A 26,684-nucleotide genomic window follows, 5' to 3' on the forward strand; every position below is an offset into this window, starting at 1 on the left:
TTCAATTACTAAGCCGGATCGCAACGCATGCTCGTTTCTCTATTCAAAAAACTCGGTATAAAGTTTTCGTTGAACGACCCTCAATGGGGGCGCGGTTCACAAGACGACAACAACCGTCAAAATCAGAACAACGGCAACAATGGCAAAAAGCCGGAAGATGGTCCTCCCGACCTCGATCAGCTATGGCGTGATTTCAATCAACGCCTGAGCCGGCTGTTTGGCAAACGCGGTGGCGGCGGTTCGGATAACGGCGACGGCGGCGGCTTCAATCGCGGCGATATCAAGGGCGCCGGTATCGGCGCCGGCGTGATCGCCGTCATCGTCGCATTCCTGTGGCTGGCCAGCGGCTTCTTCATCGTGCAGGAGGGGCAGACCGCAGTCGTCATGACCTTCGGCAAATACAGCCACACCACCTTGCCGGGTTTTAACTGGCGCTGGCCTTATCCGGTGCAAAGCCACGAGATCGTCAACGTCTCGCAGGTGCGCACGGCGGAAATCGGCTATCGCAGCAACGCCAAGAACAAGCAGTTGAAGGAAGCGTTGATGCTGACTGACGATGAGAACATCATCGACATCCAGTTCGCCGTTCAATACAAGCTCAAGAACGCCGCAGAATGGCTGTTCAACAACCGCGACCAGGACGAGACCGTACGTCAGGTCGCCGAGACCGCGATTCGCGAGATCGTCGGCCGCAGCAAGATGGACTTCGTGTTGTACGAAGGCCGTGAAAAGGTGGCGCTCGACGTTGGTCAACTGATGCAGCAAATCCTTGATCGCTATAAATCGGGTGTGCAGATCACCAACGTCACTATGCAGGGTGTGCAACCGCCTGAACAGGTGCAGGCGGCATTCGACGACGCCGTCAAGGCAGGGCAGGACCGCGAGCGTCAGAAGAATGAAGGCCAGGCCTATGCCAACGATGTGATTCCGAAGGCTAGCGGCGCGTCTTCACGCCTGTTGGAAGAAGCCGAAGCCTACCGTTCGCGCATCGTCGCCAACGCCGAAGGCGATGCCGCGCGCTTCAAGCAAGTGCTCGAGGAATACCAGAAAGCGCCGGCTGTGACGCGTGACCGTATGTATCTGGAAACCATGCAGCAGATCTTCTCCAACACGACTAAGGTCATGGTGGATGCCAAGAGCGGCAACAACTTGCTGTATCTGCCGCTGGACAAGCTGATCCAGCAATCCGATAACGCCGCCGCGGCAGCAAAGCCTGCGACTGCGCCTGCAGGATCATCATCCGCTGCTTCGCCAACACTTCCAGGAACAGATCCAGTGTATTCCACAGATGCCCAACGTGATTCCCGCAACCGGGATGCGCGTGATTCCCGCGATCGGGAGGTACGCTAATGAGCCGCCTGATTACCAGCATCATCGTCGCCGTCATCGCCATCTGGCTGGTGTCGACCACCGTTTTCATCGTTGAGCAGCGCCAGTCGGCCATCGTCTTCGCCCTTGGTGAAGTCAAGCAGGTGGTGACCGAGCCGGGTCTGCACTTCAAGCTGCCGCCGCCGTTCCAGAACGTGATCTACATCGACAAGCGCATCCAGACCCTGGATACGCCTGACGCCGACCGTTTTATCACGGCCGAAAAGAAAAACGTCCTGGTGGACTCCTTCGTCAAATGGCGCATCGTTGATCCACGCCTGTACTTCATCAGCTTCGGTGGCGATGAGCGTCGCGCTCAAGATCGCCTGTCGCAAATCGTCAAGGCTGCATTGAACGAAGAAATCACCAAGCGCACCGTGCGCGAAGTGATCTCTGGTGAGCGCGGCAAGGTGATGGACGCGATCCAGCGCAAGGTCGCTCTTGAGGCCAAGCAGATCGGCGCCGAGATTATCGACGTGCGCCTGCGCCGCGTCGACTATGTCGACCAGATCAATAATTCGGTGTACGACCGCATGAAATCCGAGCGTGCCCGCGTTGCCAACGAATTGCGTTCCACCGGCGCCGCCGAGTCGGAAAAGATTCGCGCCGATGCCGACCGCCAGCGCGTGGTTATCCTGGCTGAAGCTTATCGTGATGCGGAAAAGATCCGCGGCGCAGGCGATGCCAAGGCTTCGCAGGTCTACGCCCAGGCATTCGGACAGAATCCCGAGTTCTTCAAGTTCTATCGCAGCCTCGAGGCTTATCGCGCCAGTTTCAAGAACCGTCACGACCTGATGGTAGTGGACCCCAACTCCGAGTTCTTCAAATATTTCAAGGGCGTGGGAGGCGTGAGCGCCAAGAAATAAGCCACGACCCGTTCGTGGTATACAATATCGGGTTGCGCGAACAGAAAAACGGATGCCGCCGGCATGGGGTGTCCTTCTGTTTTTGTTGACCTGAATTGTTGTCTGCTGTTTCTGTCGTTTCTTTTCGTTTCTTTCGAGTATTTGTTTCCCCAGCATTGATGTGATGTGCTCCAGGCATACGCTTCTTCGGACGCGTGTGCCTTGCCGCGTGTGGCGGGGTTTGCCTGGTTTTGCCTGAGTTCACCCTGAGCATGCCGGGGTTTGTTTCAGATATATTTTTTGATTGAATTGTTTTATGCCTAACTGGCTTCTTCCTGAAAACATTGCCGACGTCCTGCCGTCCGAAGCGCGCAAGATTGAAGAGCTGCGTCGCCGCATGCTCGACAATTTCCGCCTGTACGGCTACGAGATGGTCATGCCGCCGCTGCTCGAATACCTTGAGTCGCTGCTGACCGGCGCCGGTCAGGACACCGACTTGCGCACCTTCAAGCTGGTTGATCAGCTGTCGGGCCGCACGCTCGGGATTCGTGCCGACATGACCACGCAAGTCGCGCGCATCGACGCGCATTTGCTCAACCGCGATTCCGTCACGCGCCTGTGTTATGCCGGCAGCGTGTTGCATACCCGTCCTTCCGGCTTGCACGCCACGCGCGAACCGCTGCAGATCGGCGCCGAAATCTACGGCCACGCCGGCCTCGAAGCCGATGCTGAAATCCAGGCACTGGCGCTGGCGTCGCTGGCACTCGCCGGCATCGGCAAGGTGCGCCTGGATCTGTGCCACGTCGGCGTGCTGCGCGCCATCATTGCCAACGACGAGAAGGCGGCCAAGCAGGCGGCGCAATTGTTCGGCCTGCTGGAAGCCAAGGACATTCCTGGTCTGCAGATATTGACAAAAGACTATCTGCCGGCCACGCGTGACGCCTTGCTGGCACTGCCGGGCCTGTACGGCGACATCGAGGTGATCGCACGTGCACGCAAGGCCTTGCCGGCGCTGCCGGGCATCGCCCAGGCGCTCGACGAACTGCAGGCGCTGGCGCAACTGGCCGGCGAAGCCAACGTCACCATCGACCTGGCCGACCTGCGCGGTTACCACTATCACAGCGGCGTGATGTTCGCGGCGTATGTGCCGGGCCTGCCCAATGCAGTGGTGCGCGGCGGCCGTTACGACCATGTCGGTGAAGCATTCGGACGCGCCCGCCCGGCGACCGGTTTTTCCATGGATTTGCGTGAACTGGCTCGCCTGATGCCGGGTGCGGAACGAAAAGCTGCAATTCGTGCGCCATGGGGTACCGAGGCAGGTTTGCGTGAGAAAATAGCGGAATTGCGCCGCGCCGGGGAAATCGTGATTCAAAGTCTCCCGGGACACGAGAACGACCAGGACGAATTCGACTGCGACCGTGCAGTGGAACTCAGCAATGGAAATTGGATTATCAAAAATTTGGGTTAAGCCATGTTACAGAAAAGCAATGCAAAGAATGTCGTCGTCATCGGTACGCAGTGGGGCGATGAAGGTAAAGGTAAGATCGTCGATTGGCTGACCGATCACGCCCAGGGCGTGGTGCGTTTCCAAGGCGGCCACAATGCGGGCCATACGCTGGTCATCGGCGGCAAGAAGACTGCGCTGCAATTGATTCCGTCCGGCATCATGCGTGCCGGCGTGGCTTGCTACATCGGCAATGGCGTGGTGTTGTCCGTGCCTGATCTGCTGCGTGAAATCGACAAGCTGGAAGCTGCCGGCGTCGAAGTCGCGTCGCGTCTGAAGGTGTCCGAAGCCTGTCCGTTGATCCTGCCTTATCACGTGGCACTCGACGTGGCGCGTGAAGCTGCACGCGGCGCCGCCAAGATCGGCACTACCGGAAAGGGCATCGGCCCGGCCTACGAAGACAAGGTCGCCCGTCGCGCCATCCGCGTGGCCGATCTGCTCAACGAAAAGCGCTTCGCTGAAAAGCTGCTGGAAAACCTGGACTACCACAACTTCGTCCTGACCCAGTACCTGAAGACCCAGCCGGTCGACTTCCAGAAGACTCTGGACGATGCGCTGGCCAATGTGCCGCGCCTGAAGCCGATGGTCGCCGACGTCTCCAACGATCTGCATATCGCCAACCAGAACGGTTCCAACCTGCTGTTCGAAGGCGCGCAAGGCAGCCTGCTGGACGTTGACCACGGCACCTATCCGTTCGTCACCTCGAGCAACTGTGTGGCCGGCAACGCCGCCGCCGGCGCAGGCGTCGGTCCCGACATGTTGCACTACGTCATGGGTATCACCAAGGCTTACACCACACGCGTCGGTTCGGGTCCGTTCCCGGCTGAACTGCCGACCGATGAAGGCGTCGGCAAGCATCTGGCTTCCGTCGGTCACGAATTCGGCACCGTCACCGGTCGTGCACGCCGCTGCGGCTGGTTCGACGCCGCGTTGCTGAAGCGTTCGGTACAGATCAACGGCGTGTCCGGCATGTGCCTGACCAAGCTGGACGTGCTGGACGGCCTCGAGTCGCTCAAGCTGTGCACCGGCTACACACTGAACGGCAAGACCGTCGATATCTTCCCGGTCGGGGCTGAAGAAGCCGCTGCCTGCGTGCCGATCTACGAAGAAATGCCGGGCTGGAAAGAATCGACCGTCGGCGTACAATCGCTGGACGGCCTGCCGAAGAACGCTCGCGCATACATCGAACGCATCCAGGAACTGGTCGGTGTGCCTATCGACATGATTTCGACCGGTCCGGATCGCGAAGAGACCATCGTCCTGCGCCATCCGTTCAAGTAATCCAGTCAAGCAACTCCGTACGACGAGTATCAATAATGAAAATATCCGACGACAAAGACCTGTGGGTCTCCTGGGATGACTACAACCGCAGCATCGAAAAGCTGGCCCTGAAAGTGCACGAATCGGGCTGGCAATTCGATCAGGTCCTGTGCCTCGCGCGTGGCGGCCTGCGCCCGGGCGATGTGTTCTCGCGCATCTTCGATGTGCCGCTGGCGATCCTGTCGACCAGCTCCTACCGTGAAGCTGCTGGCACCATCCGCAGCAGCCTGGACATCGCCAAATACATCACCATCACCAAGGGCAGCCTGTCGGGCCGCGTCTTGCTGGTGGACGATCTGGTCGATTCCGGCGTGACGCTGCAAAAGGTGCAGATGCACCTCAAGGAGCACTATCCAGCCGTGACCGAGATCAAGTCCGCAGTGCTGTGGTGGAAGGCCTGCTCAATCGTCGAGCCGGACTATCACCTCGACTACCTGCCGACCAATCCGTGGATTCATCAGCCGTTCGAAGACTACGACGGCCTCGGTCCGCATCAGTTGGCGGCATGGATCAAGAAGGGCGAGACGAAGTAATTCGTCGTTCTGCTGGATTGCGAGTTCAGCGATCCACAATGAAAAAGAGCTTACGCATCAACGTAAGCTCTTTTTTTATGTCCGGCCTGAAGCTTCCCGCAGCTCTTAAGGAATCACTTTGCGGCGACGGAAGTCGTCGAAGATTGCCATGAACATGTCCTCCGTCTCGACATACTCATGAAAGCCGAAGCGCCGCGCCTTCGATCCGTCGCCGAACATGTCGTAGTCCCAGGAGAACACGAAGTCGCTGAACTCCCACGACGACAATTCGGCCAGGCCATGGCGGGCCAGATCATGCTTGTCGACAATGCGCTGCCACACCTCGGCCTTGTCCGCCATCACGGTGGTCAGCGACAGGGGCAGAGGCGGCGCTACCTCGAGATCGAAATAACGCGCAATCTTCGGCCACATTTCGCTCCAGCGGAACAAATCGCCGTTGCCGATGTTGAAGGCTTGGTTGCCGCAACGCGGATCGGTCGCCGCCCACACCGTGGCCTTGGCCAGCAGGCCCGCATCGGTCATCTCCACCAGCTTGTCATAAGCGCCAGGCTTACCCGGAAAGCGCAGCGGCAAGCCCAGCTCTTTCGACACCGACGCATACACCGCGATCGCCAGCGCCAGGTTCATCGGATTGCCCAGGGCAAAGCCGCCGACCACCGCCGGGCGGATGCCCGACCAGGTCCATGCCTTGCCCTGCTGGCGCTGCTCGAGATAAGTCTGTTGATCGAACATGAACTCCGGCGGCATGAAATGTGCATCGGTTTCGCGCGCCGGCGTCTTGAACGGACCGAGATGGCCGCCGTAGACCTTGTAGCCCTGCATCAGGCTGACGTGTTGCAGATGATCGGCAACGGGCTCGACACTTTCCAGCGTGTTGACCAGCATCGCCAGATTTGGCGCGACTAACTCCGCCCAGCTCGGACGATGCTGGTAGGCGGCGTAGAAGATGTGCGTAACCTGCTTCAGACCGTCCAATTTGGCGCGGGAGTCTTCCTGGTCGAGAAGGTCAACCGCGATGTGTCGTACACGCTCGTCCGACTCGCCGCCGCGGCGCGACAGTCCGATAATGTTCCAGTCTTTGAGGCCGCGCAGATGATCGATCAGGTTGCGGCCAATGACGCCTTGGGCGCCGACTACCAGTGCTACTTTTTGAGTGTTCATGGTGGTGGATTTCCGGACAAGAGTTAAGGTGGAAAATGGATCAGGGAATCAGCAAGCTTCGCTGGCCGCCTTCAGTGAACCCGCAGGCGCTTCTTTGCGGTCCAGCTTCCAGCTAATCAGCGCAACCACCAGGCCACCCGTCGTGATCAATGCGGCGACCAGCGACACTGCGTGCAAACCGGGCCCGTGATCGATGGTGACTCCGCCCAGCCATGCGCCCAAGGCATTGCCCAGATTGAAGGCGGCGATATTGACGGACGAGGCCAGGTTGGGCGCGCCGGTGGCTTTTTCCAGCACGCGCATTTGTAGTGGCGGCACGGTGGCGAACGCAGCGGCGCCCAGCAAGCCGACCGTGATTACGGCGGCCAGCTTGTAATGGCTGGTGAACGAGAACAGCACCAGTACGCCACCGAGCAGCACCAGACTGACGATCAATGTCGGCATCAGGTACTTGTCGGCGAACTTGCCGCCCAACAGATTACCGCCCACCAGACCGACGCCGAACAGCAACAGGATCGGCGACACCGCGCCAGGCTGGAAGCCGGTGATGTCGGTCAGGATCGGTGCGATGTAGGTGAATGCAGCAAACACGCCGCCGAAACCCAGCACCGTCATCAGCAGGCCCAGCAGCACTTGCGGACGGCCCAGCACGCGCAGTTCACTGCGGAAGTCGGCGTCCTGCTGGTCATCCGAGCGCGGCACCAGATAAGCGGTCGCCAGCAAGGCCACGACGCCGATGGCGCTGACTGCCCAGAACGTCGAACGCCAGCCGTACATCTGGCCGAGCCAGGTGCCGAACGGCACGCCGAGCACGTTGGCCACGGTCAGGCCGGTGAACATCAGGGCGATCGCGGAAGCCTGCTTTTCCTTCGGCACCAGGCCGGTGGCGACCACCGAGCCGACACCGAAGAAAGCGCCATGCGAGAACGAAGCGACGATGCGCGAGATCATCAGCGTGGTGTAATCCGGCGCGATTGCACAGCCGACGTTGCCGATGACGAACAGCACCATCAAGCTGACCAGCAAAGTCTTGCGCGGCAGCTTGCCGGTGGTGGCGGTGACCAGCGGGGCGCCGACGAACACGCCCAGCGCGTAGCCGGTGACCAGCAAGCCGGCCGAGGACAAGGTGGTGCCCAGATTGGCGGCGACTTCGGGCAACAGGCCCATGATGACGAATTCGGTGGTTCCTATCGCAAATGCGCTGATGGCCAGCGCCCATAAAGCAATCGGCATGATGCAACTCCCAGAGGTTTGTTTGACGTGTGACATTGTGCCGACTATCTTTGTTGAGAAAAATACCGTTAAAATCAAAAAATATTTGAATTGGAGTCAACAATGACCATGCAATCGGATGAAATGCGAATCTTTATCGCGGTGGTCGAGGCCGGCAGCCTGAGCGCCGCAGCCGAAGTGCTGGAGCAGACCACATCGGGCGTCAGCCGGGCATTGACGCGGTTGGAGGAAAAGCTCGGCACCAGCCTGCTGACGCGCACCACGCGGCGCATGGACCTGACCGAAGAAGGGCAGGTGTTCCTGGCGCAGGCGCGCGAGATCGTCGCCGCCATGGAGCGCGCGGAAGAATCGATCCGCATCCGCAGCCAGAAGCCGGTCGGCAAGCTGCGCGTGGATGCCTCGGCGCCGTTCATGCTGCACTGTATCGTGCCGCATGTGGGCGCCTTCCGCGAAGCCTATCCCGATATTGAACTGGACCTGACCACCAATGACCGCTTCATCGACCTGGTCGAGCAGCGCACCGACATCGCCATCCGCATCGGCGAGCTGCAGGATTCGACGTTGCACGCCAAGGCGCTGACCTCGGCCCGGCTGCAACTGCTGGCCAGCCCGGAATACCTGCGCCGGCATGGTACGCCGAAGACCGTCAAGGATCTCGACAAGCACCAGCTGATCGGCTTCACGCAGCCGGAAGGACTCAACAACTGGCCGCTGCAGCACGAAGACGGCGACCGTTATCCGATCCGGCCAGCGCTGCGCGCCTCCAGCGGCGAGACCATCCGGCAACTGGCGCTGCACGGGCAAGGCATTGCTTGCTTGTCCAATTTCATGTCGGATGCCGATGTGGCGGCGGGACGTCTGGTTCGCTTGCTGGAAAAGTCACACACGGCATTCCGCCAGCAGATCCACGCCGTGTACTACCGGAATACCCAGATTTCGAGACGCATCAGCTGCTTCCTCGATTTTTTGCAATGCAAGCTGTAATGCCTGCCTTGGAAGAGAACCATTCGACGCGTCATTTGTCTTGATCGTGTCACGACGATTCGTCATCATGAAGCGTCGCTGCAACATTGCTGAATACTGATTAAAAATATAACGGAGCAAGCATGTCCCTGATTTCCCGGAACGCGCGTTGGATCTCGCCACTGCAACTGGCATTGGCTTTACTCTTGTCGCCGGCTATTGACGCCATGGCCGCCGGCGTTGCCGGTTTTTCACCGCAAGGCGAGGTGGCCCAGATCCGTCAGGCGCGGGCTACATTCTCCGAGCCGATCATCAAGTTCGGCGATCCCAAGGCGGCGGCGCCGTTCGACGTCAATTGCGCCGTGGCCGGCACCTCGCGCTGGGCCGACGGCAAGAACTGGGTCTATGATTTCGAGCGCGACCTGCCGCCCGGCACGCGTTGCTCCTTTACCTTGAAGCCCGGCGTCAAAGCCGTCTCCGGCGCCGCGCTGAGCGGCAAGAGCGTGTTCCAGTTCAGCACCGGCGGTCCGGCGGTAGTGCGCCACATGCCGGGCGGTGAAGAAATCGAAGAAGAACAGGCCTTCATCCTGTTCCAGAACGGCGCGGCCAACCAGGACACCGTGCGCGACCATCTGTATTGCGAAGCCGAAGGCGTGCATGAGCGCATCCCGGTCAAGTTCGTCGCCGACGCCACGCGCAAGCAGTTATTGCAAGAGTTCGCCAAGAAGATCGATCCGGCCACCGTCACCATCGTGCAATGCCAGCAACGCCTGCCCAATGACGCCACGGTCCGGCTGACCTGGGACAAGGGCATCGCCACGCCGAACGGCATCGCCACCACGATTCCGCAGACCTTCAAGTTCAAGGTGCGCAAGGAGTTCACCGCCAGCCTCAGCTGCGAACGTGAAAACGCCAATGCCGCGTGTTCGCCTATCCGTCCCGTGACCGTGTCGTTTTCCTCGCCGGTGCCGCGCAAGCTGGCCGAGGCGGTGGAGCTCAAAAGCAGCAACGGCAAGCTCAAGCCTTTCTTTGAAAAAGGCAATGTCGATGAGACCGTCTACGGCCTGACTTTCAAGCCGCCGTTCGCCGAGAACGGTGAATTCACCATCAATCTGCCGTCCGGCTTCAAGGACGAAAGCGGTCGCACGCTCGGCAACGCCTCCGCCTTCCCGCTGAAGTCGCGCACCGCTGGCTATCCGCCGCTGGCGAAATTCCCGGCCGCGCCATTCGGCATCATTGAACTGAACGCCGACGCCACCTTGCCGGTGACCTTGCGTCGCGTCGAAGCCAATCTGCTGGCGCGCGGCGTCGACGGAAAAGCCTTGCCGGGCAAGGTTGCCAATCTCAAGGTCGACGGCGACAAGGGCGTGATCGCATGGCTGACGCGCCTCAATCGCTACCACGAGCGCTGGGGCGATACCTCCGGCAAGACGCCCGACACGCGCGCCATCGGGTTGCTGGCGAAAGAACCGGGCGTGAAGACGCTGAACCTGCCGGCCCTGTCCGACGCCAAGGACGGCGAACGGCCGTTTGAAGTGGTCGGCATCCCGCTGAAGGATCCGGGCTTTTACGTGGTCGAACTGGAGTCGCAAAAACTGGGCGCCTCGTTGCTCGGCAAGCCGGCGCCGATGTACGTGCGCACCAGCACGCTGGTGACCAATCTGTCGGTGCACGTCAAGCTTGGCCGCGAAAACAATGCGGTCTGGGTGACCACGCTCGATACCGCCAAACCGGTGGCTGACGCCGACGTGCGCGTCTCCAATTGCAGGGGCGAGGAAATCTGGCGCGGCAAGACCAACGCCATCGGCGTGGCGACCATCGCCAAGCCGCTCGAAGATGTCTGCGCCATGGGGCAGAATGAAGACGGCGCCATCAACGGCCTGTTCGTCAGCGCGCGCAAGACCGACGAGAAGGGGCGCGCCGACATGGCGTTCGCGCTGACCTCGTGGAACGACGGCATCGAATCATGGCGCTTCAACTTGCCGACGGATCGCTCCGCAAGCTCCAGCGCCCGCGCCCATACGATCTTCGACCGCACCTTGTTCCGCGCCGGCGAAACGGTGTCGATGAAGCATGAGTTCCGGCTTGAGAGCATGAACGGTTTTGCGCTGGCCGGCAAAGACAAGCTGCCGACGCGGGTGCGCATCATCCATCAGGGCAGCGGGCAGGAATTTCAGTTCGCGCTGAACTGGCGCAATCAGAAGAACGCGGAGACCGTCTTCACGATTCCGAAAGAAGCCAAGCTTGGCAGCTATGAAGTGCTGCTCGATCGCGGCGCCGCGAAAGCCGGCAGTGACGCCAGTGGCGACGGCGACAGCGAAGAGGGCGGCTACGCACCCGGCACCTACAGCAGCGGCAGTTTCCGCGTGGAAGAATTCCGCCTGCCGCTGATGCAGGGACGCATCACGCCGGTGACCGGCAAAGGCAAGGGCGACGCCCTGGTGGCGCCGAAGGAAGTGCCGCTCGACGTGCAGCTCAACTACATCAATGGCGGCGGCGCCTCCGGACAAACCGTGCGCGTCACCAGCCTGATGCGCGCGAAGCCGGTCAGCTTTCCCGCGTATGAGGGCTACTCCTTCGATGCCGGTAATTCCGGCGGAGAAGACGGCGCCGGCAACGACGACCAGAAAATCGTTGCCGACAAGTTGCCGGTAACGCTCGACAAGAACGGCGCTGGCCGCACCACGGTCAAGTCGCTACCGGCCTTCAGGACGCCGCGCGAGTTGCTGACCGAAATGACCTACAGCGATCCGAATGGCGAGATCCAGACCATCTCCAATGTCACGGCGATATGGCCGTCGGCGGTCGTCATTGGCATCAAGGGCGGCGATTGGGTTTCGGTGAAAAAGAAGCTGGCGCTGACCATGGTCGCGCTCAACGCTGCCGGCCAGCCGCAAGCGGACGTGCCGGTGGAAATCAGCGGTGAAAGCAAGCAGACCAATTCGCATCGCAAGCGCATGGTCGGCGGTTTCTATGCCTACGAAAATACGCGCTCGTCGCAAAACCTCGGCACGCTGTGCTCGGGCAAGACCGACAAGCACGGCGTGCTGATCTGCGAAGTGTCATTGACGGAAGCCGGTAATGTCGAACTGACCGCCAGCGGCAAGGACGCCAACGGCAATGCGGCCTTCGCCAAAACCTCGGTATGGGTCACGCGCCAGGGTGAGCTGTGGTTCGACGGCGAAAACCAGGACCGCATCGACATCCTTCCTGAGAAGAAAACCTACCAGCCCGGCGAGACCGCCAAGTTCCAGGTGCGCATGCCGTTCCGCTACGCGACTGCATTGGTTGCGGTGGAACGCGAAGGCATCATCGAGACCCAGGTGGTGCAACTGAGTGGACAGGACCCGACCATCAGCCTGCCGGTCAAGGGCGGTTTTGCGCCGAACGTGTATGTGTCGGTGCTGGCCGTGCGCGGCCGCATGCGCGAAGTGCCGTGGTATTCCTTCTTTACCTGGGGCTGGAAAGAGCCGATCAACTGGTGGCATGAATTCAAGGAATACCAGGCGCCCGGCACCATGGTCGATCTGGCCAAGCCGGCCTACAAATTCGGCGTAGCCGAAATCGCCGTCGGCAGCGGCGCCCATGTGCTGAAAGTCGCTGTGACCGCAGACAAGACGAGCTATCCGATCCGCTCGGTCGCCAAGGTCAATGTGCAGGTGACGCAACCCGACGGCAAGCCCGCCGCCGGCGCCGAAATCGCGCTGGCCGCAGTGGACGAGGCCTTGCTGGAACTGCAGCCGAACAACAGCTGGAATCTGCTTTCCGCCATGCTTCAACGGCGTAGTTACGGTATCGAGACCGCAACTGCACAAATGCAGGTGATCGGCAAACGCCACTACGGCAAGAAGGCCACACCGGCCGGCGGCGGCGGGGGCAAATCGCCGACGCGTGAGCTGTTCGACACGCTGTTGCTGTGGAAACCCTATGTGGTGCTCGACGCCAACGGCAGGGCGCAGATCGACGTGCCGCTCAATGATTCGCTGACCTCGTTCCGCATCGTCGCGGTTGCTGAAAGCGGCGCCGGCTTGTTCGGCACCGGCACGGCGAGCATCCGCTCGTCGCAGGACGTGCAAGTGATCTCCGGCCTGCCCCCGCTGGTGCGCGAAGGCGATCAGTTCAGCGCCATGGTCACGGTGCGCAACACCACGACACGCGCCATGCAGATTCGCCTGAATGCGAAGGCCAGTGGTGGTGCGCCGACATCCACGATTGCCTTGCAGGACAAGGATGTCGCGATTCCCGCCGGCGAAGCGCGTGAAGTCACGTGGCCGGTCGCGGTGCCTGCGGATGTTTCGCAACTGAGCTGGGAGATCGGTGCGCAGGAGCAATCGGCATCACCGGCCAAGGACAGCATCAGGTTCGTCCAGCGCGTCTTGCCGGCGATACCAGTGACGGTGCAGCAGGCCACGCTGTTCCAGCTCGACAAGGCAACCTCGATGAGCGTGGCGCAACCGGCCGACAGCCTGCCGGGACGCGGCGGTTTGAACATTTCCCTCAAGCCGTCTCTGGCCGGCGGCAGCGAAGGCATCCGCAAGTATTTCGCCGACTATCCGTTTGCCTGCCTCGAACAAAGAACGTCGAAGGCGATCGGCCTGCGCGATGACGCCCTGTGGCAAAAGATCGTCACGGACTTGCCGACCTATCTCGATGCCGACGGCCTGGCGTATTACTTCCCTCCGAGCGAGTCCAACGCGCGGCGCGGCAGCGATACCCTGACTGCGTATCTGCTGGCGGCATCCAACGAGGCGGCGTATGCGTTGCCGGTGCAGAGCCGCGACAAGATGCTGGACGGTCTTGCCGCCTTCGTCGAAGGCAAGCTCACACGCGATTTCTGGTCACCGAAAAAAGACCTCGATGTACGCAAGCTGGCGGCCCTGGAAGCGCTGTCTCGCTATCACCGCGTGCAGCCGTCCATGCTCGGTTCGGTACAGATCAATCCGAACCTGTGGCCCACCTCGGCAGTGCTGGACTGGATTGCGATCCTCCAGCGGGTGACGACGATTCCCGAGCGCGACAAGCGCCTGGCCGAAGCCGATCAGATCATTCGTTCGCGCCTGAACTACCAGGGCACGCGCATGGGATTCTCGGATGAGGCCGGTGACTACTGGTGGTGGCTGATGGCTAGCGGCGACAGCAACGCCAACCGGCTGGTGCTGACCATGCTGAACAATCCGGCCTGGCGCGAAGACATGCCCAAACTGATCAGCGGCGCCATCCAGCGCCAGCAGCGCGGTCATTGGAACACCACTACCGCCAACGTCTGGGGCAGCCTGGCGCTGGAGAAATTCAGCCGCGCCTTCGAGGCGGAGAAAGTCACCGGCACCACCCGCGTGGTGTCCGAGGCCGGCAGCAATGCCCACGCATGGAGCGGTGCAGGCACCGGCGGCGGCAAGGTGCAACTGCCGTGGGGCACGCCGGCGCCCGGCACGCTGAAGTTCTCGCAAGAGGGCAGCGGCAAGCCTTGGATCACCATGCAAAGCCTGGCGGCGGTGCCGTTGAAGACGCCATTCTCGAGCGGCTATCGCATCACCAAGACGGTCGTCGCGGTGGAGCAGAAGCAGCAGGGCGTCTACAGCCGCGGCGATGTGTTGCGCGTGACCTTGGATATCGACGCGCAGACCGATATGACCTGGGTGGTGCTGAGCGATCCGATTCCGGGCGGCGCGAGCTTGCTGGGCTCGGGACTGGCGCGCGATTCGGCGATTACGCGCAGCGGCGAGGACGACGGCCGTTCGCGCGGCAGCGCATGGCTGGCGTATGAAGAGCGCAGCTTCGAGGGCTATCGTGCGTACTACGAGCGCATGCCCAAGGGGCGTTCGAGCATTTCCTACACGGTACGCCTGAACAACGCCGGCGAGTTCAGCCTGCCGCCGACGCGCGTCGAGGCGATGTATGCGCCGGAAATGTTCGGTGAAGTCCCGAACGCCAGGATGAGCATCAAGGCGCAGTGATGCACTTCAGTTTGCGACGACATATTGTGATCGTGTCGGTGGCGCTCCTGCTGGGAGCGCCGGGCGTCGCGCTTGCCGTTCCCGGCTTCGCTGAAGTGCAGCAGTCGTTCCGCTCGTCGGACGCCTCCATGTTTGATCGCCACGGTGAACTGATCCAGCAGTTGCGGCTCAACCCCAACGAGCGCCGCTTGTCGTGGATTGCGCTGGAAGACATTTCCCCGGCGCTGCGCAATGCGCTGATCGCCTCGGAAGACCGGCGCTTCTATCAGCACAGCGGCGTTGACTGGAACGCCGTCGCGGCCTCGGCCTGGGGAAACCTGTGGAACACCAAAACGCGCGGCGCATCGACCATCACGATGCAGTTGGCGGGTTTGATTTATGACGACTTGCGGCGCAAGTCGTCGGCGCGTTCGATGACGCAGAAAGTCTCGCAAGTATTCATTGCGCAATCGCTGGAACGCAACTGGCGCAAGGACCAGATCCTTGAGGCTTACCTCAACCTTGTCAGCTTTCGCGGCGAGCTGGTCGGCGTGCATGCCTTGTCTCGTGTGCTGTTCGGCAAACATCCAAGCGGCCTGAACCAGAGCGAGGCGGCGATTGCCGTGGCGCTGATTCGTGCGCCCAACGCCAAACCGGCGAAAGTATCGGAACGCGCTTGTGCGATCCTGAAGGAGCAGCACGCGCCGCAGGAATGCAACGGCCTGCAGGGACGTACCGAACTGGTGCTGGCGCGCGCGACGGCGAAGGGCGAGGTCAGCGGTGCCGCGACTGCACCGCAGCTGGCGCCGCATCTGGGGCGCAAACTGCTCAAGGATGCCGGCAAGCCGGTGTATTCGACGATTGACGCGGCGACTCAACGCTTCGCCAGCGATGCCTTGCGGCGGCAATTGTCGGCGCTGGTCGAGCGCAACATCGAGGACGGCGCGGTAGTCGTGATCGACAACGCCAGCGGCGACGTGCTAGCCTGGGTCGGCTCCAGCGGTTCGCTGTCGGGGGCGGCGCAAGTCGATGGCGTACAGGCGCTGCGCCAGGCCGGTTCGACGCTGAAGCCTTTCTTGTACGAGCTGGCGATCGAGAAAAAATGGCTGACGGCGGCGTCGCTGCTCGATGACTCGCCAGTCAATCTGGCCACGTCTGCCGGTTTGTACATCCCGCAGAATTACGACAAGCAGTTCAAGGGCCTCGTCAGCATGCGCACCGCACTCGGCTCGTCGCTGAACATTCCTGCCGTGCGCACATTGGTGACGGTGACACCGGAGCGCTTCTTCCGGCGCTTGCAGTCGCTCGGTTTCAACCTGCGTGAGTCCGGTGATTACTACGGCTACAGCCTGGCGCTCGGCAGCGCCGACGTCAGTTTGCTTTCGCTGACCAATGCGTACCGCGCGCTGGCGAACCAGGGACGCTACAGCAGCGTGCGCACAACGACGAGCGATCCGCGCGCGGCCTATCAACAGGCGATGGACGGCAGCGCGTCGTTCATCATCAGTGACATCCTGTCGGACCGCAGCGCGCGGGCGCGCACCTTCGGATTGGAGAGTGCCTTGTCGACGCGTATCTGGACCGCGGTCAAGACCGGCACGTCGAAGGACATGCGCGACAACTGGTGCGTCGGCTATTCTTCTCGCTATACGGTCGGCGTGTGGGTCGGCAACGCGTCCGGAGCACCTATGTGGGATGTTTCTGGCGTCACGGGGGCTGCGCCGGTGTGGCAGGAAGTGATGCAGTACCTGCACCGGCAATCTGGTTCGCAGGAACCATCCCGGCCGGCATCGGTGATCGCGCAGCCGGTGCAGTTCGAGAATCAGCTTGAGGCAGCGCGCACCGAGTACTTCCTGCCCGGCACGCAGCAATCCCTGCTGCGCGTGGCGAAGTCGAATGACATTGCACCGACTATCTCGTATCCGACGCCCGGCATGCTGGTGGCGATTGATCCCGATATCCCGCCGGCGCACCAGCGTTTGCGTTTCAGCGCGCAGGGTGTGAAGCAGGGGACCTGGGTGCTCGACGGCAAGCTGTTGGTGCGGACCGGGGGAAAGAAGACGGGCGACCTGGGTTACGACTGGATGCCGTGGCCGGGCAAACACAAGCTGGTATTGCAGGATGTGAACGGCGTATTGCTCGATCAGTTGCAGTTTGAAGTGCGGGGGGCGCTGGTGCGGCCGCCTGAGGGCAAGGCGGTGAAGGCGAAAGAGGGCAGGTAGTGCGATAAGGTAGGCGCGCGGGCGCCTTGCTCGCGTGCCCCAAAACGCAAAAGGTCGATTGATTTTCATCAATCGACCTTTTATGTTTTGGTGCCCACGGAGGGACTCGAACCCCCACACCTTGCGGCACATGGACCTGAACCATGCGCGTCTACCAATTCCGCCACGTGGGCCTAAAACGTTGTCACATCATCTGTGCAGCGCTTAGAAGGGCTGAATAATACTGGCATTGTGTCTGATGGTCAACAAAATAATGCCGGAAAATTCCGACGATTTGAAGACGATGACGACGACGGAAATGGTGCGCGTGAAGGAAAGATTTGCGACCGGAGATTCGAGAAGAGGGCAGGAAAATTTTAATGGCCCAGAAAACGCAAAAGGCTGGTTGATTTTCATCAACCAGCCTTTCATGTTTTGGTGCCCACGGAGGGACTCGAACCCCCACACCTTGCGGCACATGGACCTGAACCATGCGCGTCTACCAATTCCGCCACGTGGGCTTCACGCTGTAAAAGCGAAAGAACGAGATTATAGCGCAATTTTTGCGGATGTCAATCACTTGGGAGCATATGCCTGAATTATTTCCTGCGACATTCCGCCCGGTAGCCTTTCGTCGCCTCACGTTAGGCAACGCGTTAGGTAAATCGCGGCAACCTCCGTTACACTAGGGCATGTTGCGCCGTGCCATAGCCCGGACAACGGTATTCCAACAGCGCGTCCGGTAATTCGCCAGGCGCTGCTGACGAATAACAATTTACGCGAATATACTTTTGAGCCAATTTCCCTATTCCATCCCCAGCCGTGAGGAAATTCTCGGCATCCTGCGCACCTCTTCCGGCGCGCAAAACACGATGACACTGGCCGCTGCGCTCAGCGTCAAGCCCGAAGAAATGGATGGCCTCACGCGCCGGCTGAATGCAATGGAGCGCGATGGCCAGATCAAGCCCGACCGCTCCGGCAATTACCAGCTCACGCATTCTGACAGTTTCATCGAAGGCCGCGTCAGCAGCCATCGCGACGGCTTCGGTTTCCTGCTGCCGGAAGACGGCAGCGCCGACATCTTCCTGCCCGAGAAAGAAATGCAGAAGGTCTTGCACGGCGACCGCGTCCAGGCCCGCATCATCGGCACCGATCGCCGCGGCCGCCCGGAAGGCACCATCGTCGAGGTCGTGTCGCGCGCCAATACCCACGTCATCGGCCGCCTGCTCAACGAGAACGGCGTCTGGGTGGTGGCGCCTGAAGACAAGCGCATCGGCCAGGACGTCATCCTCGCCGGCTCGCCCGGCAAGGCCAAGGCAGGCCAGGTGGTCAGTGTTGAACTGACCGAGCAGCCTTCGCGCTACACGCAACCGGTCGGCAAGATTGCTGAAATCCTCGGCGACATAGACGATCCGGGCATGGAAATCGAAATCGCCGTGCGCAAGTACGGCGTCCCGCATGAATTCTCCGAAGCCGCCAAGAAATTGGCATCGAAACTGCCGAGCGAAGTCCGCGGCGCCGATCTCGACGAGCGCGTCGATTTGCGCGACGTACCACTGGTCACCATCGACGGCGAAGACGCGCGCGACTTCGACGATGCGGTGTATTGCGAACCGGTCAAGATCGGACGCTCCAACGGTTACCGCCTGATCGTCGCGATCGCCGACGTCAGCCACTACGTGAAGCCTAACGATGCGCTGGACGTCGATGCGCTGGAACGCAGCACCTCGGTGTATTTCCCGCGTCGCGTGATCCCGATGCTGCCGGAAAAGCTGTCGAATGGCCTTTGCTCGCTGAACCCTGATGTTGATCGTCTCACGCTCGTGTGCGATGCGGTCATCACGGCCAAGGGTGAAATCAAGGCGTACCAGTTCTACCCCGCGGTGATCCATTCGGCGGCACGCCTGACTTACGCTGAAGTCGCCGCCGTGCTGGCCAACACCAAGGGACCGGAAGCCGCCAAACGCGCCGGCGTGGTGCCGCATCTGCTGCATCTGTATGAAGTATTCCAGGCCTTGCTGCAGGCGCGTCATGCGCGCGGTGCGATCGATTTCGAGACCACTGAAACCTACATCGTCTGCAACGCCGCCGGCAAGATCGAAAAGATCCTGCCGCGCACGCGCAATGATGCCCATCGCCTGATCGAAGAGTGCATGCTGGCCGCCAATGTCTGCGCCGCCGACTTGTTGCACCGTCATGAGCATCCCGGCCTGTACCGCGTCCACGCGGGACCGACCAAGGAAAAGCTCACGCAACTGCGTACTTTCCTCAAGCAGATCGGCCTCAATCTCAACGGCGGCGATAAGCCGAGCGCGTCCGATTACGCCGAGCTGATGCCGAAGATCAAGGCGCGCCCCGATGCCTTGCTGGTCCAGACCATGCTGTTGCGCTCCATGCAGCAAGCCGTCTACAGCCCCGAAAACATCGGTCACTTCGGTCTGTCGTATGAGTCCTACGCCCACTTCACCAGCCCGATCCGCCGCTATCCCGATTTGCTGACGCATCGCGCCATCAAGGCAATTTTGCAGGGCAAGCGCTACGAGCCCAAGGGCATGGACACCAGCGTGCTCAACACCATGCTGTCGCCGGCCGCACGCAAGGCGCAAGCGGTTGATCGCGCCAATGGCAAGAAGAAATCCGAAAGCAGTATCGCCATCTGGGAAGCCCTTGGCATCCACTGTTCCGCCAATGAGCGCCGCGCCGACGAGGCGTCGCGCGACGTTGAAGCATGGCTCAAGTGCTACTTCATCCGCGACAAGCTGGGTGAAGAGTTCACCGGCACGATTTCCGGCGTCGCCACCTTCGGCATCTTCGTGCAACTGGATGCGCTCTACATTGAAGGCATGGTGCACGTCACCGAGCTGGGTGCCGATTACTTCCAGTACGACGAAGCGCGCCATGAATTGCGCGGCGAGCGCACCGGCATCCGTTATCAGCTGACCGATCGCGTCACGGTGCAGGTCAGCCGCGTCGATCTCGACGCGCGCAAGATCGACCTGCGTCTGGTGACTGAGCCGGGCATCCGCACGATTCTCAAGAACGAGGCGCGTCGCGCTGACAACGCCCAGCAAGCACGCAGCAAGGGTGGCGCTGGTGCAAAAGCCGGTGGCGCCCGGAAAGCAACTCCTGAAGCCGCGGCAGCTCCGGCGAAGGGGGGCAAGGCGGCTGCCAAAGGCAAGACGGCAGCACGCAGCGGTACTGCGAAGGGCGCGCTAGAGTCGGAGCGCAAGCGTCCGGCGAAAGGTTTTTCCCGCCCCAGCAAGAAAAAGCGCTAATCCGGCTGAACCGGCATCAGGCAATTCAAGTAACTGAAGTAATCAGTAATTTGGCAAGATAAGGCAAGAAGTAGAGCACATGAAAAGTAAAATGATTTTTGGTTTCCACGCCGTCACCTCGCGGATCCGCCACGAGGCGTCGTCGGTGGAAGAACTGTATGTCGACGCGGACCGCAACGACGCCCGCATGCGCGATCTGCTGCATGCGGCGAAAGCGGCTGGCGTGCGCATCATCCAGGCGGATGACCAGCGCCTGTCGAACATCGTCGGTACGCGCCGTCACCAAGGCGTGGTGGCCAAGGCCGGCGAACTGTCGCTGGCGCGCAATCTGGACGAGCTGCTCGACGTTGTCGAAGGCCCGCCATTACTGCTGATCCTCGACGGCATCACCGATCCGCACAATCTCGGCGCCTGCCTGCGGGTGGCCGACGGTGCCGGCGCACATGCCGTGATCGCACCGAAGGATCGTGCAGTCGGCCTCAACGCCACGGCCGCCAAGGTCGCCAGCGGCGCCGCCGAAACCGTTCCCTACATCACCGTGACCAATCTGGCGCGCACCATGCGTGACCTCAAGGATCGCGGCGTCTGGCTGATCGGCATGGCTGATGATGCGGACAAGGATTTGTACGCGGGCGATTTCTCCGGCCCAACCGCGCTGGTGATGGGCTCGGAAGGCGAAGGCATGCGTCGCCTGACGCGTGAAACCTGCGATATCCTGGTCAGTATTCCGATGTTCGGCTCGGTCGAGAGCCTGAATGTCTCCGTCGCCTCCGGCGTCTGTCTGTACGAAGCCCGCCGGCAGCGCCTGCCCAAGTAGTTTTTGGGCCGCCTGCCGGGATCCCGGCAGGCGATTCTTCCTCTGTACTGCCTCCGTGTGATCCCGTTATTGACGCCAGGAAAGCCGATGCCTGCTCGGCAAGACTGGCGGTAAACGATTAAGATTGCACATTCCGCATTGACACCGACATTATGTTCAGCCGACTCCGAGAAGACATCTCCAGCATCATCGAACGCGATCCTGCAGCGCGCAATGCTTGGGAAGTCTTGACCTGTTACCCGGGCCTGCACGCGGTGGTGTTGCATCGCATCGCGAACAGGTGCTGGGTGATCGGCCTGAAGTGGCTGGGACGTTTCATCTCGCAGCTGGCGCGCTGGTTCACCGGTATTGAAATCCATCCGGGCGCCACTATCGGTCGCCGGGTCTTCATCGATCACGGCTTCGGCGTGGTGATCGGCGAAACGGCGGAAATTGGCGACGACTGTACGATTTACCAGGGCGTTACGCTTGGCGGGACTTCACTCAACAAGGGCGCCAAACGCCATCCGACGTTGGGACGCGGCGTCATCATCGGCGCCGGCGCGCAGGTGCTGGGCGGCTTCACCGTCGGCGACGGCGCCAAGGTCGGTTCCAATGCCGTGGTGGTCAAGGAAGTGCCGCCGGGCGCCACCGCGGTGGGCAATCCGGCGCGCGTGGTGCGCAAGGAAGCGTTGGACCCTCGCGAACATGCCGCCGCACGGATGTTCGCCGCCTATGGCGTTACGCCGAATGGCGATGATCCTTTGTCGAAGGCTTTGCACGGCTTGATCGATCAGGCCGCGGCGCAGGAACATCAGATCGAAGTGATGCTTGCAGCCCTCAAGAGTGCTGGCATCGGATGTCAGAAGCTGGAGGAGTTGGAGAAATTCGATCCCGCCCGGCTTAACAAGCTGGTGGAATAAAAAAAGAGGAGCTTGTCGCTCCTCTTTTTATTGCGCGCGGTCTTTGTCCCGAATGCTGTTCAATGCAATTCAACGCCGGCTGCATCGAAGCGATGCAACACACCATCCGCAGTCAGGCTGATCCAGCCGCCGCGAACTGCTTCGACGTCGTATTCCCAATCGGGCAGCACATAGCGCAGGCGGGTCTGCCCGCTTGCTTCCAGCGTATGCAGGGCAGGGCGATGCGTGTGGCCGTGGATCAGCACTTGCGTGCCTGTGCTGTCGTAAAGCGCAGCAATGGCGCCGGCGTTAACGTCCATGATCTCCGTGGATTTTTCCTTGTTGGCATCCTTGCTGTTCTGGCGCACGCCTTCGATGATGGCCTTGCGCTGAGTCAGTGGCATGGCCAGGAATTGCTGTTGCCACGCCGGTTGCCGCACTTGTGCGCGAAACGCCATGTAGGCTGTGTCGTCGGTGCATTGGGCGTCGCCATGCGCCAGCGCGATCTCGCGTCCGGCCAGATGGATCACGTGCGGATCGCCGAGGATGGTCAGTCCGGCAGCTTCGGCGAAAGCCGATGCGACCAGGAAATCGCGGTTGCCGGCAATCCAGAACAGTTGCACGCCACGCTCGCTCAATTGACGCAAGGCGTCGACGATGGCGCGGTTGTAGGGCGTTTCCAGATCGTCGTCGCCGGCCCAGTATTCGAAGATATCGCCGAGCAGGTAAAGCTGTTGCGCGAACGCAGCGTGTCTGCTCAGGAAATCGAAGAACGCCTGCGTCGTGCGCGGCAGCGCGGCCTGCAGGTGCAGGTCGGAAATAAAAAGCGCAACCGCCTGGGGTTGCGCTTCTTGTACGGATGAAGTGTCGGTCATCGCTGAAGATCGAGGCAGGACGATCAGATCACTTCAGCCTTTTCGATCACCACGTCTTCGACCGGCACGTCGGCGAACATGCCCGAACGGGTGGTCTTGACGTTCTTGATCTTGTCGATCACGTCAGTGCCTTCGGTGACCTTGCCGAATACGCAATAGCCCCAGCCGTCCTGGCCCGGGAAGTCGAGGAAACTGTTGTTCTTGACGTTGACGAAGAACTGGGCGGACGCCGAGTGCGGCGCCGATGTACGGGCCATGGCCAGTGTATACGGCTCGTTCTTGAGGCCGTTCTTGGCTTCGTTTTCGACCGGATCGTTGGTTGGTTTTTGCTTCATGCCCGGCTCGAAACCCCCACCCTGGATCATGAAGCCATCGATTACGCGATGGAAAATGGTGCCGCTATAGTGACCGGAATTGACATAGGCCAAAAAGTTTTCAACCGTCTTCGGCGCTTTTTCAGCCTCCAGTTCGACTGTGAAGGTGCCGTGGTTGGTAGTGAAGAGAACTGCCATGAGAATTCCTTTGCGTGAAAAATGAAATGATGCGAAAAATTATACGGTAATGCGTGCTGCAGTCCGGCCGTGGCTTACTTGACCAGCGTCGCCGACTGGATCACCACAGGGGTGACCGGAACGTCGTCGTACATGCCGCTACTGCCGGTGCGGACCTGCTTGATCTTGTCGACTACGTCCGCGCCTTGCACGACCTTGCCGAACACGGCGTAACCCCAGCCGTCGCGGCTAGGGTAATCCAGCGGCTGGTTGTTGTTGACGTTGATGAAGAACTGGGCTGCGGCGGAGTGCGGATTCGAGGTACGCGCCATGGCGATGGTATACGCATCGTTTTTCAGGCCGTTCTTGGCTTCGTTCTTGATCGGAGCGTCCGTCGGCTTTTCGCGCATGTCCTTGTCGAAGCCACCGCCCTGGATCATGAAACCCTTGATCACGCGATGAAAGATGGTGCCGTTGTACTGGCCCTTCTTGACGTATTGCAGGAAGTTGGCCACGGTGACCGGCGCCTTGTCGGCGTCGAGTTCCAGCGTGATGTCGCCCATGCTGGTTTTGAGCAGCACGCGCGGCGCGTCGGCGGCATGCGCCAGCACGGCGGCGCCGGACAGGGAAATCGCGGCGATGCATTGCAGCAGCTTGCGGCGGGACAGGGCTTGAATCATGAAAAGTTTCCTTGCTTGAAAACGACTGAAAATGGACGGCTGAAACAGATGGCTTGAATAGACGGATAAAACGCGGACGGGAAGGCCGGTTTCGCTCAGGCTGCGCCTTCGTAGACGATCTTCCATTGCGATCCTTCTTTTTGCCAGTACTGGCGCTTGCGGACCGCATTCTTGTTTTTTCCGACGGCTGTTTCCTGAACGAAAGTACTGACGATCAGTTCATCCTTGCCGGGGTAGCGGTACAAGCTGAGGTCTCGCACTTTGACACTGGAAGGACGGGCGCCGTTCAGGCTTTTTTGCTGGCGGCTGAACCAGGTGCTGAGGCTTTCACCGAGATTGGAGCGGAAGGCCGGTGAGTAATTCGCCAGCACCTTGTCGGCGTCGGTGGCTTCCATGTCCTGCTGCCACTGATCCATGAATTTGCCGGCCGAGCCGCGATCCTTGTCCCATTCGATTTTGTTGACGAATTGGATGCCGTCGCTGATCACGACCACGGTCTTGCCGACTTCGGCGGTGGAATACAGGCTTTGCAGGTCGGGATTGGCCAGCACCACGCAGCCGTCGGAGGACAGCGGCGGGCGGCTGAAATTGTCTGAAGGCGTACCGTGCAGCCAGATGCCGGAACCGCTGCGGCCGTTGCGCTTGTCCCATTCATTGGGATAGTTGAGCGGCAGCGCGCCGGTGCCGTAGAAGTCGGGCAGCTTGGGGCCCGGAATGCGGGCATTGACGTAGTACACGCCGATCGGCGTGCGCTGGTCGCCTTCACGCGATTTGTTGACGCCGTAGCGGCCTTGCGAAATGTAATAGTCGGTGATGAAGCGCAACTGGCCGCCCTGGTTCTCGTAGACGTACATGCGCGAACGGCTGGTGTCGACCACCAGCACGTTCTTCTGGTCGTCGCCGACTTGCAGCACCGGCTTGGGAATCAGGTTGGGGTTGGGACGTTCCTGCAACGACTTGATGCGCACCATGGCTTCGGCGCGCAAATCCTTGAGTTTGTCGGCCGGCGCGTCGGCCATGGCGCCGAATCCCCTGACCGGACGCGCGTGCATCATCAGCAAATCGCCGCGCACCAGGTGGCCGAGGCGGAAATGCGGATATGCCGCCACCAGGGCATCGGCCTTGGCTTGCGCTTCCTGCAGGCGGTTGTTGCCCAGGTCCTTGTAGATCTCGATCAGCAATGCCTCGGGATCCGGCTTGCGGATTTCCGATTGCAGGGTCTGCGGCGGAATGGCGGAAGAGGAGGCGACACTGGTTGCGACCGGCACGCAGGCCAGACAACTCAGCATCAGTCGTCCGAGGACCGATCGCAAGGGCAATCCCTTGCGTGTATTAGCAGCAAAACGAACCATCAGCCTCCCGAGCGCTCCTGTTTGATCAGCCACTTGTTGCCCTGTTTGGTCAGGATCAGTGTCTTGCGGCTGTTAACTGTCAGACGGTTCGAATTATATATCTGCCGGAAGCGGACCGTTGCGGTGTCGTTCTTGATGGCGATTTGCGGCGCCTCGACCTTGACGGTGATATGGCCTTTTTCCTCAATGCGGGCACGGCGCTCGTCAGCCCATTCCTTGCGCGATTCGCCCTTCGGCGTCTGGAAATCGTTGCCGTAGGCGGCCAGATAGGACTTCACGTCCAGGTCGCTCCAGGCCTTGGCCCAGTTGTTGACGGCGGCCAGAACGGCGGTCTTGTCTTTTTCTTCACGTGCGGATTCAGCGGCCTTTGCGGCGGCTTTGTCAGCCTTTTCTGCAGCCTTGTCGGCCTTGCTTGGCTTCTCGGCCGGCTTTTCAGCAGGCTTGTCGACTGGTTTTTCAACTGGCTTTTCAACTGGTTTCTCAACCGGTTTTTCAGCTGGCTTCGGCGTCGGCTTTTCAACCGGCTTTTCGGCCGGCTTCGGTTTTTCGACCGGAGCAGCAGGTTCCGGCTTGGGTTCTGGCTTCGGCTTGGTTTCCGGGGCAGGCGTTGGCGTAGGGACCACAGCCGGGGTGGCCGGCGTCGACGGCTTGCTGTTGGCGGTGTTCGCGCTTGCCAGTTTCGGGATGGTGCCGCCGGTGATGTTGCCCGACAGCGTGCGCACCAGCGTCAGCTTGGGTTGCGGTACGTTGCTGCCGGGGTCGATCTGCAGCGCCTTGTCGTAGGCCTGGCTGGCCAGCTTGGCGTAAATGTCGCCGAGGTTCTCCAGCGCGGTGGCGTAGGTCGGATTGGTGCGGATGGCCATGTCGAGCGTGGTGCGCGCCTTGTCATATTGACCATTGGCGGCGTACAGCACGGCCAGGTTGTTGTACGGCTCGGGCAGGTCGGGGAAGTCTTCGGTCAGTTTGCTGAAGATGGCGATGGCTTCGGCGGACTTGTTCTGTTCCGCCAGGATCAGGCCCTTGACGAAGCGCATCTGGGCGTCGCGCGGATGCTTGGCGAGGACCGCGTCGGTCTTGACCAGGGCGTCGGCGTACTGACCGTTGCGCATGAGTTTGCTGATGTCCGAAACTTCGCTGGCCTGCACCGAGTAGATTGCGGCGATCAAGCCGGATAGAATAACGGTCTTGCTCAAAATGCCACGCAATGCATTGCGATAAGTGTGCGGAGATGCAAGAGGCATGGTTTTCATCA

19 protein-coding genes and 2 tRNA genes are annotated in these 26,684 nt (G+C 60.8%); 11 read left to right on the forward strand and 10 right to left on the reverse strand.

Annotated elements, in window-relative coordinates; all coding sequences use genetic code 11:
* The first annotated feature begins 27 nt into the window (after nucleotides 1-27).
* The 5 genes from hflK (at nucleotide 28) to ACIROY_RS00385 (ending at nucleotide 5,570) form a co-directional block, all read left to right on the forward strand.
* Nucleotides 28-1,350 carry an FtsH protease activity modulator HflK gene (gene hflK, locus ACIROY_RS00365; RefSeq protein ID WP_402338881.1) on the forward strand — a complete coding sequence of 441 codons (1,323 nt, stop codon included), beginning with the start codon at nucleotides 28-30 and terminating at the stop codon, nucleotides 1,348-1,350.
* Nucleotides 1,350-2,234, forward strand: a complete 885-nt coding sequence (hflC, locus tag ACIROY_RS00370) for a protease modulator HflC (RefSeq protein WP_116435657.1) — start codon at nucleotides 1,350-1,352, stop codon at nucleotides 2,232-2,234. Before hflK ends, hflC begins: the two co-directional genes overlap by 1 nt.
* 295 nt (nucleotides 2,235-2,529) lie before the next feature.
* Nucleotides 2,530-3,681 (forward strand): ATP phosphoribosyltransferase regulatory subunit, encoded by a 1,152-nt coding sequence (locus ACIROY_RS00375; protein ID WP_402272271.1) that lies wholly within the window; start codon nucleotides 2,530-2,532, stop codon nucleotides 3,679-3,681.
* 3 nt (nucleotides 3,682-3,684) lie between these two features.
* Nucleotides 3,685-4,998 carry an adenylosuccinate synthase gene (locus ACIROY_RS00380; protein ID WP_402272269.1) on the forward strand — a complete coding sequence of 438 codons (1,314 nt, stop codon included), beginning with the start codon at nucleotides 3,685-3,687 and terminating at the stop codon, nucleotides 4,996-4,998.
* Between the two features lie 35 nt (nucleotides 4,999-5,033).
* Entirely contained in the window at nucleotides 5,034-5,570 is a 537-nt protein-coding gene (locus tag ACIROY_RS00385) for a phosphoribosyltransferase (RefSeq protein ID WP_116435660.1), read from the forward strand.
* 105 nt (nucleotides 5,571-5,675) lie between these two features.
* On the opposite strand, the gene ACIROY_RS00390 is transcribed toward ACIROY_RS00385, so the two are convergent.
* Complete coding sequence (locus ACIROY_RS00390) at nucleotides 5,676-6,731, reverse strand: SDR family oxidoreductase (RefSeq protein ID WP_402338884.1); 1,056 nt, start codon at nucleotides 6,729-6,731, stop codon at nucleotides 5,676-5,678.
* Nucleotides 6,732-6,779: 48 nt separating this feature from the next.
* Nucleotides 6,780-7,964, reverse strand: a complete 1,185-nt coding sequence (locus ACIROY_RS00395; RefSeq protein WP_402338886.1) for an MFS transporter — start codon at nucleotides 7,962-7,964, stop codon at nucleotides 6,780-6,782.
* A 102-nt stretch (nucleotides 7,965-8,066) separates the two neighbouring features.
* Here ACIROY_RS00395 and ACIROY_RS00400 point away from each other — a divergent pair, with 102 nt between their 5' ends.
* The 3 genes from ACIROY_RS00400 to pbpC all read left to right on the forward strand — a co-directional run bounded on the left by ACIROY_RS00400 (nucleotide 8,067) and on the right by pbpC (nucleotide 17,082).
* Entirely contained in the window at nucleotides 8,067-8,948 is an 882-nt protein-coding gene (locus ACIROY_RS00400) for a LysR substrate-binding domain-containing protein (protein ID WP_402338888.1), read from the forward strand.
* A 122-nt stretch (nucleotides 8,949-9,070) separates the two neighbouring features.
* Nucleotides 9,071-14,881, forward strand: a complete 5,811-nt coding sequence (locus ACIROY_RS00405; RefSeq protein ID WP_402338890.1) for an MG2 domain-containing protein — start codon at nucleotides 9,071-9,073, stop codon at nucleotides 14,879-14,881.
* Nucleotides 14,881-17,082: a penicillin-binding protein 1C gene (gene pbpC / locus ACIROY_RS00410; protein WP_402338891.1), complete on the forward strand. Its 2,202-nt coding sequence runs from the start codon at nucleotides 14,881-14,883 to the stop codon at nucleotides 17,080-17,082. The genes ACIROY_RS00405 and pbpC overlap by 1 nt, the downstream gene beginning before the upstream one ends.
* An 88-nt stretch (nucleotides 17,083-17,170) precedes the next feature.
* Here pbpC and ACIROY_RS00415 read toward each other — a convergent pair.
* The 3 genes from ACIROY_RS00415 to ACIROY_RS00425 form a co-directional block, all read right to left on the reverse strand.
* Nucleotides 17,171-17,255: transfer RNA gene (locus ACIROY_RS00415), tRNA-Leu, on the reverse strand.
* 31 nt (nucleotides 17,256-17,286) lie between these two features.
* Nucleotides 17,287-17,478 (reverse strand): hypothetical protein, encoded by a 192-nt coding sequence (locus ACIROY_RS00420; protein WP_402338893.1) that lies wholly within the window; start codon nucleotides 17,476-17,478, stop codon nucleotides 17,287-17,289.
* A 19-nt stretch (nucleotides 17,479-17,497) separates the two neighbouring features.
* A tRNA-Leu gene (locus ACIROY_RS00425) sits at nucleotides 17,498-17,582 on the reverse strand.
* Between the two features lie 270 nt (nucleotides 17,583-17,852).
* On the opposite strand from ACIROY_RS00425, the gene rnr reads away from it, so the two are divergent.
* From rnr to cysE, 3 genes are all read left to right on the forward strand, one after another.
* Nucleotides 17,853-20,336 carry a ribonuclease R gene (gene rnr / locus ACIROY_RS00430; RefSeq protein ID WP_402338895.1) on the forward strand — a complete coding sequence of 828 codons (2,484 nt, stop codon included), beginning with the start codon at nucleotides 17,853-17,855 and terminating at the stop codon, nucleotides 20,334-20,336.
* A 79-nt stretch (nucleotides 20,337-20,415) separates the two neighbouring features.
* Entirely contained in the window at nucleotides 20,416-21,153 is a 738-nt protein-coding gene (rlmB, locus tag ACIROY_RS00435) for a 23S rRNA (guanosine(2251)-2'-O)-methyltransferase RlmB (RefSeq protein WP_265213077.1), read from the forward strand.
* 152 nt (nucleotides 21,154-21,305) lie between these two features.
* Entirely contained in the window at nucleotides 21,306-22,055 is a 750-nt protein-coding gene (gene cysE / locus ACIROY_RS00440; protein WP_402272251.1) for a serine O-acetyltransferase, read from the forward strand.
* 59 nt (nucleotides 22,056-22,114) lie between these two features.
* Here cysE and ACIROY_RS00445 read toward each other — a convergent pair whose 3' ends face one another.
* The 5 genes from ACIROY_RS00445 to ACIROY_RS00465 all read right to left on the reverse strand — a co-directional run bounded on the left by ACIROY_RS00445 (nucleotide 22,115) and on the right by ACIROY_RS00465 (nucleotide 26,682).
* Nucleotides 22,115-22,909, reverse strand: coding sequence for a UDP-2,3-diacylglucosamine diphosphatase (locus ACIROY_RS00445; RefSeq protein WP_402338897.1), 795 nt, complete (start codon nucleotides 22,907-22,909; stop codon nucleotides 22,115-22,117).
* A 23-nt stretch (nucleotides 22,910-22,932) separates the two neighbouring features.
* Nucleotides 22,933-23,421, reverse strand: coding sequence for a peptidylprolyl isomerase (locus tag ACIROY_RS00450; protein ID WP_402272247.1), 489 nt, complete (start codon nucleotides 23,419-23,421; stop codon nucleotides 22,933-22,935).
* A 74-nt stretch (nucleotides 23,422-23,495) separates the two neighbouring features.
* The gene (locus ACIROY_RS00455; RefSeq protein ID WP_402338899.1) at nucleotides 23,496-24,080 is read right to left on the reverse strand and encodes a peptidylprolyl isomerase; all 585 of its coding nucleotides are present in this window, start codon (nucleotides 24,078-24,080) and stop codon (nucleotides 23,496-23,498) included.
* A gap of 95 nt (nucleotides 24,081-24,175) precedes the next feature.
* Nucleotides 24,176-25,432 carry a murein L,D-transpeptidase family protein gene (locus tag ACIROY_RS00460; RefSeq protein WP_402272242.1) on the reverse strand — a complete coding sequence of 419 codons (1,257 nt, stop codon included), beginning with the start codon at nucleotides 25,430-25,432 and terminating at the stop codon, nucleotides 24,176-24,178.
* Nucleotides 25,432-26,682: a tetratricopeptide repeat protein gene (locus ACIROY_RS00465; RefSeq protein ID WP_402338901.1), complete on the reverse strand. Its 1,251-nt coding sequence runs from the start codon at nucleotides 26,680-26,682 to the stop codon at nucleotides 25,432-25,434. Before ACIROY_RS00465 ends, ACIROY_RS00460 begins: the two co-directional genes overlap by 1 nt.
* Nucleotides 26,683-26,684: the final 2 nt, after the last annotated feature.

It is taken from the genome of Herbaspirillum sp. NPDC101396 (genome assembly GCF_044767365.1).
Classification (GTDB): domain Bacteria; phylum Pseudomonadota; class Gammaproteobacteria; order Burkholderiales; family Burkholderiaceae_D; genus Herbaspirillum.

Coding starts and splice junctions, on each gene's coding strand:
- hflK (WP_402338881.1), top strand. CDS start 28: ATGCTCGTTTCTCTATTCAAAAAACTCGGTATAAAGTTTTCGTTGAAC.
- hflC (WP_116435657.1), top strand. CDS start 1,350: ATGAGCCGCCTGATTACCAGCATCATCGTCGCCGTCATCGCCATCTGG.
- ACIROY_RS00375 (WP_402272271.1), top strand. CDS start 2,530: ATGCCTAACTGGCTTCTTCCTGAAAACATTGCCGACGTCCTGCCGTCC.
- ACIROY_RS00380 (WP_402272269.1), top strand. CDS start 3,685: ATGTTACAGAAAAGCAATGCAAAGAATGTCGTCGTCATCGGTACGCAG.
- ACIROY_RS00385 (WP_116435660.1), top strand. CDS start 5,034: ATGAAAATATCCGACGACAAAGACCTGTGGGTCTCCTGGGATGACTAC.
- ACIROY_RS00390 (WP_402338884.1), bottom strand. CDS start 6,731: ATGAACACTCAAAAAGTAGCACTGGTAGTCGGCGCCCAAGGCGTCATT.
- ACIROY_RS00395 (WP_402338886.1), bottom strand. CDS start 7,964: ATGCCGATTGCTTTATGGGCGCTGGCCATCAGCGCATTTGCGATAGGA.
- ACIROY_RS00400 (WP_402338888.1), top strand. CDS start 8,067: ATGACCATGCAATCGGATGAAATGCGAATCTTTATCGCGGTGGTCGAG.
- ACIROY_RS00405 (WP_402338890.1), top strand. CDS start 9,071: ATGTCCCTGATTTCCCGGAACGCGCGTTGGATCTCGCCACTGCAACTG.
- pbpC (WP_402338891.1), top strand. CDS start 14,881: ATGCACTTCAGTTTGCGACGACATATTGTGATCGTGTCGGTGGCGCTC.
- ACIROY_RS00420 (WP_402338893.1), bottom strand. CDS start 17,478: ATGAAAATCAACCAGCCTTTTGCGTTTTCTGGGCCATTAAAATTTTCC.
- rlmB (WP_265213077.1), top strand. CDS start 20,416: ATGAAAAGTAAAATGATTTTTGGTTTCCACGCCGTCACCTCGCGGATC.
- cysE (WP_402272251.1), top strand. CDS start 21,306: ATGTTCAGCCGACTCCGAGAAGACATCTCCAGCATCATCGAACGCGAT.
- ACIROY_RS00445 (WP_402338897.1), bottom strand. CDS start 22,909: ATGACCGACACTTCATCCGTACAAGAAGCGCAACCCCAGGCGGTTGCG.
- ACIROY_RS00450 (WP_402272247.1), bottom strand. CDS start 23,421: ATGGCAGTTCTCTTCACTACCAACCACGGCACCTTCACAGTCGAACTG.
- ACIROY_RS00455 (WP_402338899.1), bottom strand. CDS start 24,080: ATGATTCAAGCCCTGTCCCGCCGCAAGCTGCTGCAATGCATCGCCGCG.
- ACIROY_RS00460 (WP_402272242.1), bottom strand. CDS start 25,432: ATGGTTCGTTTTGCTGCTAATACACGCAAGGGATTGCCCTTGCGATCG.
- ACIROY_RS00465 (WP_402338901.1), bottom strand. CDS start 26,682: ATGAAAACCATGCCTCTTGCATCTCCGCACACTTATCGCAATGCATTG.